The sequence below is a fragment of the Massilia sp. TS11 genome, from assembly GCF_022012445.1.
Classification (GTDB): Bacteria; Pseudomonadota; Gammaproteobacteria; order Burkholderiales; family Burkholderiaceae_D; genus Telluria.
On record NZ_JAKLTS010000001.1, the window covers coordinates 488,325 to 502,231 of the forward strand.

12 protein-coding genes, 1 tRNA gene and 1 pseudogene are annotated in these 13,907 nt (G+C 66.7%); 7 read left to right on the forward strand and 7 right to left on the reverse strand.

Going from position 1 to position 13,907, the window contains the following annotated elements; translation table 11 throughout:
- Positions 1-81: 81 nt before the first annotated feature.
- Positions 82-1,101, reverse strand: a complete 1,020-nt coding sequence (locus tag LZ005_RS21590; protein WP_237804239.1) for a class I SAM-dependent methyltransferase — start codon at positions 1,099-1,101, stop codon at positions 82-84.
- A gap of 161 nt (positions 1,102-1,262) precedes the next feature.
- On the opposite strand from LZ005_RS21590, the gene LZ005_RS02245 reads away from it, so the two are divergent.
- Positions 1,263-1,874: a LysE family translocator gene (locus tag LZ005_RS02245; protein WP_237804241.1), complete on the forward strand. Its 612-nt coding sequence runs from the start codon at positions 1,263-1,265 to the stop codon at positions 1,872-1,874.
- Positions 1,875-1,878: 4 nt separating this feature from the next.
- A complete protein-coding gene (locus LZ005_RS02250; RefSeq protein WP_237804243.1) occupies positions 1,879-2,457 on the forward strand; it encodes a YdeI family protein in 579 nt (192 codons plus the stop codon).
- Here LZ005_RS02250 and LZ005_RS02255 read toward each other — a convergent pair.
- Entirely contained in the window at positions 2,454-3,236 is a 783-nt protein-coding gene (locus LZ005_RS02255; RefSeq protein ID WP_237804245.1) for an ABC transporter substrate-binding protein, read from the reverse strand. The two genes, LZ005_RS02250 and LZ005_RS02255, sit on opposite strands and share 4 nt — an antisense overlap.
- Positions 3,237-3,344: 108 nt before the next feature.
- Between LZ005_RS02255 and LZ005_RS02260 the strand changes: the two genes are divergently transcribed.
- Positions 3,345-3,420: transfer RNA gene (locus LZ005_RS02260), tRNA-Asn, on the forward strand.
- A 152-nt stretch (positions 3,421-3,572) separates the two neighbouring features.
- Here LZ005_RS02260 and LZ005_RS02265 read toward each other — a convergent pair.
- Entirely contained in the window at positions 3,573-3,971 is a 399-nt protein-coding gene (locus LZ005_RS02265; RefSeq protein ID WP_237804247.1) for a DUF1801 domain-containing protein, read from the reverse strand.
- A 201-nt stretch (positions 3,972-4,172) separates the two neighbouring features.
- Between LZ005_RS02265 and LZ005_RS21840 the strand changes: the two genes are divergently transcribed.
- Positions 4,173-5,102 (forward strand): tetratricopeptide repeat protein, encoded by a 930-nt coding sequence (locus LZ005_RS21840; RefSeq protein WP_237804249.1) that lies wholly within the window; start codon positions 4,173-4,175, stop codon positions 5,100-5,102.
- Here the strand turns inward: LZ005_RS21840 and LZ005_RS02275 are convergent.
- Positions 5,080-5,850, reverse strand: coding sequence for a hypothetical protein (locus LZ005_RS02275; protein WP_237804251.1), 771 nt, complete (start codon positions 5,848-5,850; stop codon positions 5,080-5,082). The genes LZ005_RS21840 and LZ005_RS02275 overlap by 23 nt on opposite strands.
- Positions 5,851-6,055: 205 nt before the next feature.
- Here LZ005_RS02275 and LZ005_RS02280 point away from each other — a divergent pair, with 205 nt between their 5' ends.
- Together LZ005_RS02280 and LZ005_RS21845 are read left to right on the forward strand one after the other, a co-directional pair.
- Positions 6,056-6,535 (forward strand): response regulator, encoded by a 480-nt coding sequence (locus LZ005_RS02280; RefSeq protein ID WP_237804253.1) that lies wholly within the window; start codon positions 6,056-6,058, stop codon positions 6,533-6,535.
- A 94-nt stretch (positions 6,536-6,629) separates the two neighbouring features.
- A pseudogene (locus LZ005_RS21845) lies at positions 6,630-6,926 on the forward strand (hypothetical protein); the annotation flags it as partial.
- Between the two features lie 92 nt (positions 6,927-7,018).
- Here the strand turns inward: LZ005_RS21845 and LZ005_RS21850 are convergent.
- Entirely contained in the window at positions 7,019-7,120 is a 102-nt protein-coding gene (locus tag LZ005_RS21850) for an AgrD family cyclic lactone autoinducer peptide (protein WP_373889293.1), read from the reverse strand.
- On the opposite strand from LZ005_RS21850, the gene LZ005_RS02285 reads away from it, so the two are divergent.
- Positions 7,080-12,338 carry a heme utilization protein gene (locus LZ005_RS02285; RefSeq protein WP_373889294.1) on the forward strand — a complete coding sequence of 1,753 codons (5,259 nt, stop codon included), beginning with the start codon at positions 7,080-7,082 and terminating at the stop codon, positions 12,336-12,338. The two genes, LZ005_RS21850 and LZ005_RS02285, sit on opposite strands and share 41 nt — an antisense overlap.
- Here LZ005_RS02285 and LZ005_RS02290 read toward each other — a convergent pair.
- Together LZ005_RS02290 and LZ005_RS02295 are read right to left on the reverse strand one after the other, a co-directional pair.
- The gene (locus LZ005_RS02290) at positions 12,330-12,761 is read right to left on the reverse strand and encodes a GNAT family N-acetyltransferase (RefSeq protein ID WP_237804257.1); all 432 of its coding nucleotides are present in this window, start codon (positions 12,759-12,761) and stop codon (positions 12,330-12,332) included. The genes LZ005_RS02285 and LZ005_RS02290 overlap by 9 nt on opposite strands.
- Positions 12,758-13,897 carry a dienelactone hydrolase family protein gene (locus tag LZ005_RS02295; protein WP_237804259.1) on the reverse strand — a complete coding sequence of 380 codons (1,140 nt, stop codon included), beginning with the start codon at positions 13,895-13,897 and terminating at the stop codon, positions 12,758-12,760. Before LZ005_RS02295 ends, LZ005_RS02290 begins: the two co-directional genes overlap by 4 nt.
- Between the last annotated feature and the right edge of the window lie 10 nt (positions 13,898-13,907).

The following is a 13,907-nucleotide window of genomic DNA, read 5'->3' on the forward strand; positions in this document are numbered from 1 at the left end:
CAATCCAGCGGGCGTGAGACGCGCGTTGCCGTGTATCCGTCTGCGCGCATCATGTCTCCCTGATGATCGGGTGGTGCCACGCTATTTGCGGTAGATGGCCACCGCCTGACCAAAACCGACGGAACCGGTGGCGCGTGGATCATCGGCATCGATCCAGTCCTGCAGGGTGAAGCCGAGCATGTCGGTCATCAGGATTTCGATCATGGAGCGGGACACAAAAAAGTCCAGGTGCGGCATCGGCGCGCCAGATTTGAATGCATTGGCGCGCGTTATCAGCAAGTCGCGATGGGCCGCCGCATCGAGGGTGAGCACGCTGAAGGCGAAGATGCCGCCGGGCTTGAGCACGCGATGCGCGTCCTGGGCGTACAGGTAGATCTCTTCCAGCTGCAAATGGGTGAACAGACTCCAGGCGTAGACCATGTCCAGGCTGGCATCGGGCGCGCGCAGCGAGTAATCGCGATGGACGAAGAAGTCAAACGTCGGGCATTGCACGCGAGCGTAGTCGACTAGTTCCTTGACGAGATCCGCGCCGCGATAGTTCCCCGTCCAGCCATGTCGTTGCAGGGCCGCGGCGGTTCTGCCCGATCCGCAGGCCAGGTCATACACGGCTTGGCCGTTCTGCAGGCCCGCAAGTTTGAGGACGGCGATCTGGTGGTCGCCCGCCTCGTGATAGCCGGCCAGGCTCAGGGAACCGACGGCGCGCGCCATCGCCAGCGGATAGTCATGCGGGTACTGCTCGATCAGGTCGCGCACGAGCTTGGTGTAATCGCGCAGTGCATGGCTGGTGGCCTGCTGCAGGCCGGCGATGCGCATGCCACTCTCCCATCCCGCCTTCTGATAATGCTCCCACCCGCTGGCCCATTGTCCCGCAGCGACGGCCGCGCGCACGTCCGGATGCAGCCAGAGGTAAGTGCCTTCGTCGAAGGCCTCGGCGTCGAGCGGCGCGCGCGCGACCAGCGGCCGCCCTTTGCGACCTTCGGCGCGCCCGTAGCGGACATAGTGCTCGCGCCCCGAGGCGAAGATGCCGCGCTGGACGGCAAGCCGCACATCCTGATTGTTGGTGAGATAGGCGGTTTCGTCGAAATCGAGGTCGTCGTTCACGGGTGTGTGTTGTGCATTGCGGATGGTGCCAAAAGTTTAACCCAGTCGCGCGCATGCATGGGCAGTATTCGCGTGCGATTTCGGATGTGCGGCGCCGAACGGTACTTTCGCGGATGGGTGGTGTAGTATCGGCCGGTCGCTATCTGAATGCGGAGGCTCTGATGCGGTTTGAAACCTGGCTGATCTTTCTGATCGCTTCGATCGGCCTGTCCGTGTCGCCCGGGCCGAACGGCCTGCTGGCGCTGACCCACGGCGCGCTGCATGGGCGCCGCAAGACGCTGTTCACGATCATGGGCGGGGCGCTCGGCTTCACGGTGCTGATTGCCTTGTGCATGTTCGGTATCGGTGCGCTGATCAAGTCCTCGCTCGTCTGGCTGACCGTGCTCAAGTGGGTCGGCGGCGCGTATTTGGTTTGGCTCGGCATTCAGGTCTGGCGCGCACCGCCAATCACTGTGGAGCTCGATACCGCCGCATCCCAGGCCAATGGCTGGTCGCTATTTCGTCAAGGGGCCTTATCTGCGGCCACCAATCCGAAAGGTCTGCTGTTTTTCAGCGCCTTTCTGCCGCAGTTTATCGATCCGGCGCGCGGCCTGTTCATGCAGTTTGTCGTCGTCGCACTGACCTTTGCCACGACTGAATTTGCTGTCGAATTCGCGCTGGCCAGTGCCGCTTATCGCGTGCGTCCCTGGCTCAAGCGAGTGGGACGCCGGTTTAATCGCACCTGCGGCGGCATCTTCGTCGCTATTGGTGCGGCCCTGCCATTACGGAGCTGAATGCATGAACGATAAAGTCGATGCCTTTATTGCGCGGGCCAAGCAGTGGGGCGAGGAATTTGCCGCCTTGCGCGCCATCGCGCTGGACGCTGGATTAACGGAAGAGCTGAAATGGGGCACGCCCTGCTACACGCTCGGCGGCGCGAATATCGTCCTGATTCACGGCTTTAAGGAGTATTGCGCCTACCTGCTGTTCAAGGGCGCTTTGCTGAAAGACCCCAAAGGCATTTTGGTACAGCAAACCGCCAAGGTGCAGGCGGCGCGTCAGATTCGTTTCCGGAGTGCGGCCGACATCAAGAAGCTGACGCCGACGCTGAAGGCCTATCTGAAGGAGGCTGTTCAGGTAGAGCAGGCGGGGCTCAAGGTGCCGATGAAGGAGACCGCCGCCTTCGCGGTGCCGGAGGAATTTCAGCAGAAGCTCGTCGATGAGCCGGGCTTGAAGACAGCCTTCGATGCGCTGACGCCCGGGCGCCAGCGTGCCTATCTGCTGCACTTTGGCGATGCCAAGCAGGCCAAGACGCGCAGCGCGCGCATCGAAAAATTCGTCCCGAAGATTCTGGCAGGGAAGGGGATGGACGACTAGCGCAGGCCGTAGGCGCTGCGGATCGTCTGCAGCACACCGCGCTTCTCCAGACGCAGGGTGGCCTCGCTCAGTTGCTTGACGTCGTGCTCGCTGACGCTGGCACGGCTGAACATCATGTGGATCGGCGCGCGCGTGACCGTGAAGGGGATCGCCTCGATCGCCACACGTTCACGTTTGGCGGCGGCGAAGATCGCACCGGTATCGCTCATCATCAAGGCGCCGCGTCCGGCCGCCAGCATGCGGATGCCCTGGTCCAGATAAGTGAATTCCACCACCTGGTCCGCCGCGCGCAGCGAAGGCAGCATGCGATTGTAGTCATCGCCGAAGAAGCCGGCGTTGGGCAGCAGCAGGCGCGCGCCGGTCGCCTTGAGCGAATGGAAATCCTTCACGTCGCGGAAAGCGCCGACCTTGCCCGCGAGGCCGACCAGGGACACCGTTTCATACCGATAGACCGGGCCAAACACATTGGCTCGCCGCCGTTCGGCCGCATCGGAGGCGGCCAGCATGATGTCGGTCTGGCCGCTGCTGACCATCTCCACCATCCGTTTCGGGGCCACCAAGGGGGCAAAGCGGTAGCTGCAATCGGCTTCCTTGAAGATCGCCTGCATCAATTCCACGTCCAGCCCCGCCCATTTACCCGATGCATCCTTGTAGATGTAAGGCGGGTAATCGCTCGACGCGACGCGCAGCGTCTTGTCACATTCGGCACGGGCCGCGCCGATGGCGAAGGGCAGGGCGAGGACCAGTGGAGCGAAACGAAACAGGGCGCGAATTGACATGTGCTCGGTAATTACAACGGAAAACTGCGTGATGCTAGCACTGATCGGTGCGCCGTGCAGAGCGCCCCTAGGCAAGGCCCTGCCGGCTCGCTATAATGCAGCATCTTTTCCCTGATAGCTCAGTCGGTAGAGCGACGGACTGTTAATCCGCAGGTCCCTGGTTCGAGCCCAGGTCGGGGAGCCAAAAGAATTCAAAGGCTTACGCGCAAGCGTAGGCCTTTTTTCATTGGGTTATCACCCAGATACTACCCACTTCTCATTCGCTTGTTCAGCGGCACGTTCCTCAGGGCTCCTGACGCAATAGGGTGGGCTTGCGCGGCGTATGCCATCATCATCCTACTTCCCTGAACTGCGCGCCCGCATATCCGCGTAGGCACTGGCAATCAGGGCTTCGATTGAGGCGGATGCGATTGGTTGTTCCGGCATTAACTTCACATGCCGCATGCGTTTGCCCGTGCCTTGCAGCAGCCCGGCTGGGTCCGCCAGCGTGGCGCCGCGGAAGAAGCCCAGATTCACGTGTTTGCTGAACACGTTGATGTAGGCGAAGGCCGCCGTGCCGACACAGGCTGTCGGATGGCCGTCATGCAGCAGTTCGCGCACATCCGGGCCGCATGCGCGCAGGACGCCAAACCAATGGCGGGCCAGCGCGCCCAGCGCTCCCTCATGCTGGTGCAGCCAGGCCTCGACGGCCGGGTCGCGTGGCTGGGCTTCGGGGAAGAGAAATAAGGCGTCCATCGGGCTCTCCAGGGCGTGTGTCGTATTGTGTCACAAGTGTTTACATTCCCTTACCGTTTTGAATTTGACGCTCCGTTTCAAGGCGGGCACACTGCGCGTGGTCTTGTCAAAAATACCATACATATGAAAGGAATCCACGCCGTGACCCACCCTTTGCGCCAGTGCCTTGTTCTGCTGTCTTTTGCTTGTTCGAGCCTTGCTGTGGCCCATGCCGATGAGTACAGCCCGCTGCTCAAAGTACGAAAGTTTGCCGACGTCGAAAAGATGGCCAATGCCAAACTGGCGGCCGAGCCGGGGAATGCCGGTGCGCTGGTCGCCAAGGTGCGCGTGATCCTGGCCGATGGCAAGGAAGCCCGGTTTGACGAGGGCGTGGCGCTGGCCGAGCAATGTGTGGCGGCCCATCCGAAAGAATCGACCTGCCACGAAATGCTCGGCAACATGTTGGGCGTGAAGGCCCAGCGTGCCAGCTTGTTCACGGCGATGGGCTATGTCGGCAAGATCAAGGATTCGTTCAAGAAGGCCGTGGAGCTGGACCCGGACAACTTTGGCGCGCGCAGCTCGATGCTGCAGTTCTATCTGATGGCGCCGTCGATCGCTGGTGGCGGCAAGGACAAGGCACGTGACTTCATCGCCGAGACGGCCAAGGTGCGTCCTGCCTTTGCGAATCTGATGCAGGCCGCAATGGACCTGAGTGAAAGCAATTTCGACCGTGCCGTGGCGACGGCCCTGGCGGCTGACCTGCGTGGCAACGAAGACATGGCCACGCAGCAGCGCAACATCCTGAATAACGCGGGCCACCTGTACATGGAAGACCGCAAGTACGCCGAAGCCGAGCGCGCGTTCCGCGAACTGATGACGCGCCATGCGGAAAGCTGGCAGGGTTACTACGGCATGGGCAAGCTGCTGCAGGAACAAGGCAAGGCCAAGGACGCCTTGCCGTTGCTGGACAAGGCACTCGGCATCAACCCGGTGGCCGGCGCCCACTATCGCATCGGCAAATGCTGGCAGCAGCTGGGTGATAAACCCAAGGCCATCGCAGCTTATGAGAAGGCGCTGGCCTTCCGTCCGGAGCTGCCCAAGCAGGCCAAGGGCGATGCGGAAGAGCAGCTCAAAGCACTGAAGAAGACGTAAGCTCCGAGGTCTCGAAAGCGCGCGCCACCGCCTTGCGGGCAAACGGCAGGGCGGTGGGGCGCGGCGCGGACGCCATCACCATCAGCGGTGCGCTCGGCTTGGCCTGCGGCTTTGGTGCGACCAGTTCCAGCGTCAGCATGCCGAGCACGCGCGCGCACAATTCCTCGTACATCGCCGCATTTTCGCGCGCGTAGTCGCGCAGCAGACGCGTGCAGGCGCTGTCTTCCCATAGCCAGCCGCTGCGGCCGCGTGCGGCCGGGTGGTTCTGCAGCGCGGGCGGAATCGGCAGGTCGTAATCTTCGCGCCAGCCCCATTGGTAGGTGCGGCCCGGATCACCCTGGAAAGTTTTGCCGAAGGCGCGCGCCGACAGGGCGTCGTGGCGCGCCGTGAAGTCGACAATCTCCTCGCGCGTGCCGCGCGCGCTCTTGATCCAGCAGTGGTATTGAATCAGCTGCGACAGGTGATTGATGCCGCGGCGTGCCTCGCGGCCAGGGAAAATCACGATGTGTTCGTCCGCGCCGCAGTCGATGATCTGGCCGCCGGCCACCGGGCTGTAGGGATGGCCGAGCAGTTGCGTCAGCACCTTGGCGCCGAGGATGGCGTAATCGGCACAGCGGCCAAAGCCATCCACCGCTTCGTTGCGGCGGCTGTCGGCCACCACCTGGTGCAGGCAGCGGTCAATGGCGGCCTGTTCGGCCGGTCCCAGGGGGAAGGGCAGGGTAGGTAGAGTGTCCAAAAGCATCGGCATGATTCGTTGGGCGTGCGGGCAAAAATTCCAAGCATATCGTAAATACGAAGAATGTAAACACATTTGTAATGAGAGTTTCGAATAATCAATTTTTTGATATCAGACAGTCGAGTCTTGATTACAAATTTGCACGAAAGGACAGTGGGCAAACCGGTTTCAATTGGGTAAAGTGATAACTTCACTTTGGAACAAGATCAGCACGAACATGGGGATATTGAGCGGGAAGCGTGTGCTCGTGGTGGATGACCAGGAACATGTACGCTTGGCGGTGACGCAATTGCTGCGTGAGCGCAGCTTCGATACGGGCGAAATCCGTAGCGTCAGCCGTGTGCAGAGCGCGCTCGACGAGCTGACGCGCGGCCGCTACGACCTGATCATTACCGAGGCGCAGATGGAGCCGCTCTCGGGTATGGATCTGCTGCAGAAAGTGCGCAGCGGCGCGACGGTGGCGCGCCACGATCTGCCGGTGGTGCTGCTGGCCTTGCAGGCCGACCCCAATATTGTCAAACGTGCATTGGAATTGCATGCCGATGGCTTCGTCGTGAAACCGGTCCGCCTGGGCCAACTCGAAAGCCGATTAACGGAAGCGATTTTTCGGCCGAAACCTAAGCTGGCGCCGGAAGCTTATGCCGTGCGCCAGGATGACCTCGCCCCGCGCCGGCCGGAAACACTCAAAGCTGAGTGAGAAATATTTCCTTCCGTTAAAAACCGGTCTGGGGATGGGGTTATAATTGTCCCGCGACAATTTTTAATCGCGGTGATGCCCTTTTCGGACCGGCATGACAACTCTTTCGACTGAACCCGCGGTTGGCAGCGTCGCGCTGACAACCGAGCAGATCGCTGCGCTCTCCACCAACCAGGTGGCGGCCTTGTCTTCGGCCGTCCTGCGCGCGCTCAGCTCGGCCCAGACGGCGGCCTTCAGTTCGGCGCAAGTGGGGGCGCTGCTGCCCGTGCAATTGGCCGCTTTGTCGACGGCGGGCGTAGCGGGGCTCGACAGCGAAGACCTGCCGGCCTTGTCCAGTGCCGCGCTGGCGCGCCTGCGCAGCGACCAGGCGGCCGTGCTGGCCAGCGACCAGATCGCCGCGCTCAACGGACCGCAATTCGCCGCCATCGGCAGCCAGGCCTTGGCCGCCTTCAGCACGAGCCAGATTCCCTCCCTGACCACGGCTCAGGCCAGTGCAATTGGCAGCCGCCAGCTGGCCGGCTGGTCAAGCGCGCAGCTGCATGCGCTGGAGACGGAAGACCTGGCGGCCTTGTCGAGCGCGGTGATCGCCGCCCTGGCGACGCTTCAGTTGCTGGGGCTGGACAGCAATCAGGTGGCCGCGCTCGAGACCGACCAAGCCGCTGCCCTCGGCAGCCAGCAGATGGCGGGTTTTGCCACTGCCGCCGTGGCCGCCTTCGAGACCCAGGACCTGGCCGCGCTGAGCACGCGCGCGCTGCCCGGCCTGCTCTCGGCCCAGATCCATGCGCTGCGCAGCGAGCAGCTGCTGGCGCTGGGCGCCGCCCAATTCGCCCAGCTGACGACGCAAGCCCTGCAGGGGCTCGATACCCAGCAGAGCGCCGCGCTCGACACCGCCCAGCTGGCCGGTCTGCGCTCGACCCAGCTTGGCGCACTCAGCAGCGCCATCCTCGGCGCCGTCGCGACCGATGCCCTGCGCGCGCTCGGCAGCGCGGCCCTGGCCGGCCTGCGCGCCGAGCAGGTGGCGGGTCTGCGTAGCGATCAGATGGCGGCGCTCGGCAGCGAGCAGATGGCCGCGCTGCGCACCCAGGTGCTGGCGGCGCTTGGCAGCGAGCAGGCGCGCGCCCTCGCCAGCCAGCAACTCGATGCGCTCAGCAGTGTGCAGGTGCTGGCCCTGTCCAGTTCGGCCCTGGCCGGTCTTGATACCGAGGACATTCCGTTTATCGATGCCGACGGCTTTGGCCGCTTGCGCTCGCAGCAGGTGCTGGCGCTGAACACGGCGCAGTGGCAGGCCGTCAGCAGCAGCCAGATGGCGGCGCTGGGCAGCACCGTGCTGGCTGCCATGAACACGGCGCAGATTGCGGTGCTCAGCAGCTGGCAGGCGGCCGCGCTGGCCTCGCGCCAGCTGCCGGGGTGGGGCAGCAGCCAGGTGGCGGCCCTGCACACGGACGTGCTGGCGGCACTGGCGCCGGGCGCGCTGGCCGGCTGGTCCTCGCTGCAGTTCGCCGCGCTCGCCAGCGACCAGGCCCAGGCTCTAAACACCGCCCAGGCGGCAGCGCTGAACAGCCGCCAGCTGGCCGCCCTCAACACGGCGGCCGTGGCGGCCCTGGTGTCGGACGATCTGGCTGCCCTGAGCACGCAAGCCATGGCGGGCTGGACCTCGCGCCAGCTGGCGCAGATCAGCAGCGCCCAGAGCGCCGCCTGGGACAGCCGCCAGCTCGCCGCGATCAGCAGTGCGGCCTTGGCCGGTCTCGGTTCGGCCAATGCGGCGGCGCTGCGCTCGGAGCAGGTCGCGGGCCTGACCTCGCTGCAGATTGCGGCCCTGAGTTCGGCCGCCTTCGCAGCGCTCGACCCCAACGCCATTGGCCAATTGAGCACGGCCGCCATCGGCCGCGTGCGCGCGGAGGAATGGCAGGCCCTGAGCAGCGCCCAGCTCGCCGCGCTCGATAGCGCCCAGGTGCGCGCGATTGCCGCCGTCGGCGTCGCCGCGCTGTCCACGGCCCTGCTGCAGGCCCTGTCGACGGGCCAGGCCGCGGCCCTGCAATCGCAGCAGCTGGCGGCCCTGCGCAGCGAGCAATGGCGCGTGCTCGAGACGGAAGACGTGGCGGCCCTGAGCAGCCAGTCCCTGCGCGGCCTTGGCACGCTGCAGCTGGCGGCCCTGCGCAGTGACCAGGCTGCCGCGCTGAATACCCTGCAGGCCCCGGCGTTCGACGGGCGCCAGCTGGCCGCCATCGGCACCAGTGCAATTGCGGCGATTGATCCGAACCTGTGGGCGGCCTTCGGCACCCAGGCCATGGCCGCGCTCAGCGCCGACCAATTGGCCGCCATGGGCACCGACCAGATCGTGGCCATCGGCAGCCGCCAGCTGCTGGCGATCAGCACGACGGCGCTGCGCGCCATGACCACGGCCCAGGCCCTGGCACTGACCTCGCTGCAGGTCGCCACCCTGGCCCCGGCCCAGGCGGCCGCTTTGTCGAGCGCCGCGGCGGCCGCCATCGAACGCAATAACATCGGCCTGCTGTCCACAGCGGCCATCGCGCGTCTGCGCACCGAACAGATGGCGGCGCTGAGCACCGACCAGTTCCAGCAGCTGTCCAGCGGCCAGATGCTGGCGATGAGCACGGGCGGCCTGGCGGCCCTGAACAGCGCGCAGCTCGCGGCCTTCCTCACGGCCCAGGTGCAGGGCCTGCGTTCGAATCAGATCGCCGCATTCAGCAGTGCGCAATTGGCCTGGCTGCCGACGGCCGTGCTGGCGGCGCTGCCGGCCGCCACCATTCCGGGCCTGAGTACCTTGCAGCTGGCGACCCTGGGTTCGGACGCGGTGCAGGCGCTCGGCACGGCCCAGGCGGCCCAGCTGACGGCACGCCAGATGGCGGCCCTCGGTACACTGGCGCTGGCAAATATGGAAACGGCCGATCTGGGCGCGCTCGCCACGGCGGCCGTGGCGGCGCTGGGCTCGCGCCAGACGGCGGCGCTGCGCACGGCCCAACTGGTCATGCTGGGCACGCGCCAGCTGGCGGCGCTGTCGACCGCGGCGGTCAGCGGCTTCGATTCGAATCAGCTGGCCGCCTTGGGCAGCGATCAGGTAGCGGCCTTTGGCTCGCAGCAGGTGCTGGCGATTGCGCCGGCCAGCCTGGCGGCGCTGGAGACCGACCGCATCGCCGCGCTGGCGACCACGGTGCTGACGCGCCTGCGCACCGACCAGATGCTGGCGCTGGGCACCGATCAGGTGCTGGCGCTGGGCAGCGCTCAGCTCAATGCCTTGGCCACGGCCGATGTGGCGGTGCTCACCAGCGCCCAGCTGCGCGCCCTGTCCACCTGGCAGGCGGCGAGCCTGAATTCGCGCCAGCTGGCGGCCCTTGGTTCGGCCCAGCTGGCGGCGCTGGAAACCGAGGACCTGGCCGCCCTGAATGCGGCCGCCCTGGTGGGCCTGGCCTCGCAGCAGCTGCGCGGCCTGGGGAGCGATCAGGCGGTGGCGCTGACCACGGCGCAGGCGGCGGCGCTCAATAGCCGCCAGCTGCCTGGCTTGAGCGCGGCGGCCGTCGCCGCGCTGGCCACGGACGATCTGCAGGCCCTGCGCAGCAACGCCCTGAGCGGCCTGCAGTCCTGGCAGGTCGACGCACTGAGTACTTTGCAGATGGCCGCCTTCGATGGCGCCCAGTTTGGCGGCTGGACCACCCAGGCGCTGGCCGCGATCGACAGCGCCCAGACGCAGGCGCTCGGCTCCGACCAGCTGGCCGATTTCGGCTCGCGCGAGCTGGCGGCCCTGCTGCCGCAGGCGGTGGCGGCAATCGATTCGGCTGACATCGCGGCGCTGGCCACGGCGGCGCTGGCGCGCCTGCGCAGCGAGCAGGCGGCGGCCATGCTCAGCACGCAGATCGCGGCGCTCGGCAGTCTGCAGCTGCAGGCGCTGTCGACCAGCAGCATCGCGGCGCTCGGCACGGCGGCGCTGGCCGGCCTGGCCACACAGCAGATTGCGGCCATCACCACCCAGCAGGCCGCCGCGCTGCGCAGCAGCCAACTGGCGGCGTTGGGCAGCGACGATATCGCTGCGCTGGCGCCGCTGGCCCTGGCGGCCATGGCCAGCAGCCAGCTGCGGGCATTGGACAGCAGCCAGATCGGCGCACTTGGCACGGCCCAGGCAGCGGCGATCGGCAGCCGTCAGCTGATGGGCATCGGCACGGATAGCATCGATGCGCTGGCCAGTGCCAGCGTGGCCGCTTTGAGCAGCGCCGCCTTGCGCGGCCTGAGCGACGGCCAGGCCGCGGCGCTCGGCAGCGCCCAGGTGGCGGCGCTGCGCAGCGAACAGTTGGCGGCATTGAGCACCAGCGCTGTCGCCGGTTTCGGCAGCAGCCAGGCCGACGCGCTGACCTCCGCCCAGCTGGCGGGCCTCGGTACCCAGCAGTGGCCGGCCTTGGCCAATGCGGCCCTGGCGGCCCTGCACAGCGAGGCGGTAGCGGGCATTGGCACGGCCGCCATCGCGCGCCTGCGCACCGGGCAGATTGCGGCGCTGAACAGCGCGCAGCTGCATGCGCTGAGTTCCGATCAGGTGGGCGCCTTCAGCAGCGCCGCCATCGCGGCCTTCAGCAGCGCGCAGCTGCAGGCCCTCGATTCGACCCAGTGGCCGGGCCTGCGCAGTCAGCAGGCCGTAGCCCTTGGTTCCGCGCAGCTGGCGGCGCTGGGAACGGAGATCGTCGCCGCGCTGGCCAGTGCGACCGTCGCCGCCTTCAGCAGCGCCCAGCTGCGCGGCTTCAGTGCGGCCCAGGTGGAGGCCCTGACCAGCGTGCAGGCGGCCGCCCTCGGCTCGCGCCAGCTGCTGGGTCTGAGCACGGCCGCCGTGGCCGCACTCGACACCGAAGACCTGCAGGCCCTGAGCAGCGCCGCCATCCCCGGCTTCAGCACGGCGCAGATCCGCGCGCTCACGACCGACCAGATCCGCAATGGTTTCAGCACCGCGCAGATGCGCGCGATGACGCTGGCCGAGCTGCGTGCGCTGGCGTCCGACCAGATCCAGGCCCTGAGCTCGGCCCAGATCGGCGCGCTGACGACGAGCCAGATCGAGGCGATGGACTTCGCCACCCCGCTGGTGCTGGACCTGAATGGCGACGGCATCCACAGCCTGGCCGTGACGGCCGGCGTGCGTTTCGACCTGCGCGCTGAGGGCAGCGCCGTTGCCACCGGCTGGGTCGGCGCGGGCGATGGCCTGCTGGTCCTGGACCGCAATGGCAATGGCCGCATCGACGATGGCAGCGAATTGTTCGGCAGTGCCGGCGGCGCGGCCAATGGCTTCGCGGCGCTGGCCGCGCTCGATAGCAACGGTGATGGCCGGATCGACGCGCAGGACGCCGGCTTCGCCCAGCTGCAGGTATGGCAGGACACGAACGCCGATGGCCAGAGCACGGCTGATGAGCTGCAAAGCCTCGACGCCCTGGGCATCGCCAGCCTGTCGCTGCGGGCCGAGGCCAGCAGCGTGGTCGATGCGGGGAATGTGCTTGGTCTGCTCGGTGATTTCACTCGCAGCGACGGCAGCCAGGGCAGGGTGGCCGATGTCTGGTTCCAGACCGCGCCGCTGGCTGCGCGGGCCGCCGCGCTGGCACAGGAGATCGGCAGCTTCGGCATGGCGCCTGCAGCGGCGCCCGGCGCACTGCTGCTGCGCACCGCCGCCCTGGGTACGGCGCTGGAAGACTACCGTGCCAGCGTGGCCCTGGGCGATGTGCCGCCGCGGCCGCAGGTGCTGGCCAGCAGTGTGGAGCAGTTGTTCGCCCCGCGCGAGGCGGCGCCGCTGGCCGTGCCCGTCAAATCACGCTGACCGGTCCCAGCGCATCAGCGCCACCGGCTGCGGGTAATGCCCCTGGCACCACTGGAATTTGTGCGCCACTTCGGCCGGCACCTGCGCATCCAGCCCGACCGGGCGGAAGCCCAGGCTCGCGTACAGGGCCGTGAGGTGGGCGAAGGGCACGCAGTACAGCTGATCGAAACCCGGCTGCTGCAGCAGCATGCGCACGATCTGCTGGGCCAGACCGCGCCCCTGAAACGCCGGCAGCACATACATGCCGCCCAGTTCCCCAGTGCCGGCGCCGGTCGGCACGATGCGGCCCATGCCGGCCGGCGCGCCATCCACTTCGGCCAGCACCAGCACATGGCTGTCGTCCGAGGGCAGAAAGTCGATCTCCGCATAACGCGCGTTGATCCAGTCCAGATCGGCCGCGGTCGCAAGGCGCAGGGTGTTCATGGTGTGGGGCTCCAGACAACGCTGTGGTCCACCGCATACAGGCGGCAGGCCTGACGGTTCTTCTTCTTGCACAGACTGAGCGCCTGGCGCGCCGGATCTTCGCCATCCTCCACCCAGCTCCAGCCGCCGCTGGGCGCGAGCGCAAACGCGCGCGGCGCGGGCGTGGCCAGAAAGGCACGGTAGGCGGCACGCCCGTCCTCCTTCACGAAGGGCAGGGCCTGCACATCATCGAGGGCGGCATAGCGGCTGTCCGGCGGGGCCGGCGGCGGCAGCACGGTATAGATTTCGCGCGTCGGCAGCGCGCGCTCGGCCAGAAAGCGCAGCGCCGGTTCGCGCCACACTTTTACGCCATCGCGGCTGGCCACCATCTTGTGCGCGTCCTGGCGGAAGGCGCCGTAGGCCACCAGCTCGCCGTCGCCGCCTTCGTCCTGATAGCGGCGGTACAGGCTGCGCACGAAGCCGGGGCTGAAGTAGGAGTCATTGGCGCCGTACAGCCACAGCGAAGGAATCTGGCTATTCCGGCCAAAGTGGGCAAAGGCCTGCTGCAGGCCGCTGCGCCAGTCGCACTGTTCGTCTTTGTAGCGCAGGCCGCCGGCGAAATTGATCACCGCCTTCACGCCCGCTTCATCCATCGCCGCCACCGCCATCGAGGCCAGGCCGCCGTAGGACTGGCCGGCCACCACGATCTGCTCGCTGTCGATCCAGGTCTGCTCGCGCGCGAAGCGGATCGCGGCCAGCACATCCTCGGCCTGGGCATAGGCGTGGGCGATCATGTCGCAGCCGTAGTCGCGATAGCGCCCGCCCGAATGCGCGAAGCCCTGGCGCATCGGCACCATCACCGCGTAGCCGCGCTTGACGAATTCGGTGGCCAGAAAGATGAAGCGTTCGCGCGGCTGCAGGCGCGGATCGCCGGGCTGCTTGCCGTGGTTGATGATCAGGAGCGGGAAGGGCCCCGGCCCGTTCGGCCGGAAGATCGTCGTTTCGAGTTCGGTCTTGCCATTCGGTCCAGCGGGGACCATCAGCACCTGCTCGTTCAGGCGCGCGTCGACCGGCATCGCGGCTTCCTGGGCGTGGGCGGGCAGCAGAAGCAGGGCAGGCAGCAGCAGGCGCGCCAGGCTGGACGAAAACGGAAACATGGTGCGGCCA

Excerpts from the sequence above, each read along its gene's own strand:
- LZ005_RS02290 (WP_237804257.1), bottom strand. The coding sequence starts at position 12,761 with ATGAACACCCTGCGCCTTGCGACCGCGGCCGATCTGGACTGGATCAAC.
- LZ005_RS02250 (WP_237804243.1), top strand. The coding sequence starts at position 1,879 with ATGAACGATAAAGTCGATGCCTTTATTGCGCGGGCCAAGCAGTGGGGC.
- LZ005_RS02275 (WP_237804251.1), bottom strand. The coding sequence starts at position 5,850 with ATGCCGATGCTTTTGGACACTCTACCTACCCTGCCCTTCCCCCTGGGA.
- LZ005_RS02255 (WP_237804245.1), bottom strand. The coding sequence starts at position 3,236 with ATGTCAATTCGCGCCCTGTTTCGTTTCGCTCCACTGGTCCTCGCCCTG.
- LZ005_RS02280 (WP_237804253.1), top strand. The coding sequence starts at position 6,056 with ATGGGGATATTGAGCGGGAAGCGTGTGCTCGTGGTGGATGACCAGGAA.
- LZ005_RS02265 (WP_237804247.1), bottom strand. The coding sequence starts at position 3,971 with ATGGACGCCTTATTTCTCTTCCCCGAAGCCCAGCCACGCGACCCGGCC.
- LZ005_RS02245 (WP_237804241.1), top strand. The coding sequence starts at position 1,263 with ATGCGGTTTGAAACCTGGCTGATCTTTCTGATCGCTTCGATCGGCCTG.
- LZ005_RS02295 (WP_237804259.1), bottom strand. The coding sequence starts at position 13,897 with ATGTTTCCGTTTTCGTCCAGCCTGGCGCGCCTGCTGCTGCCTGCCCTG.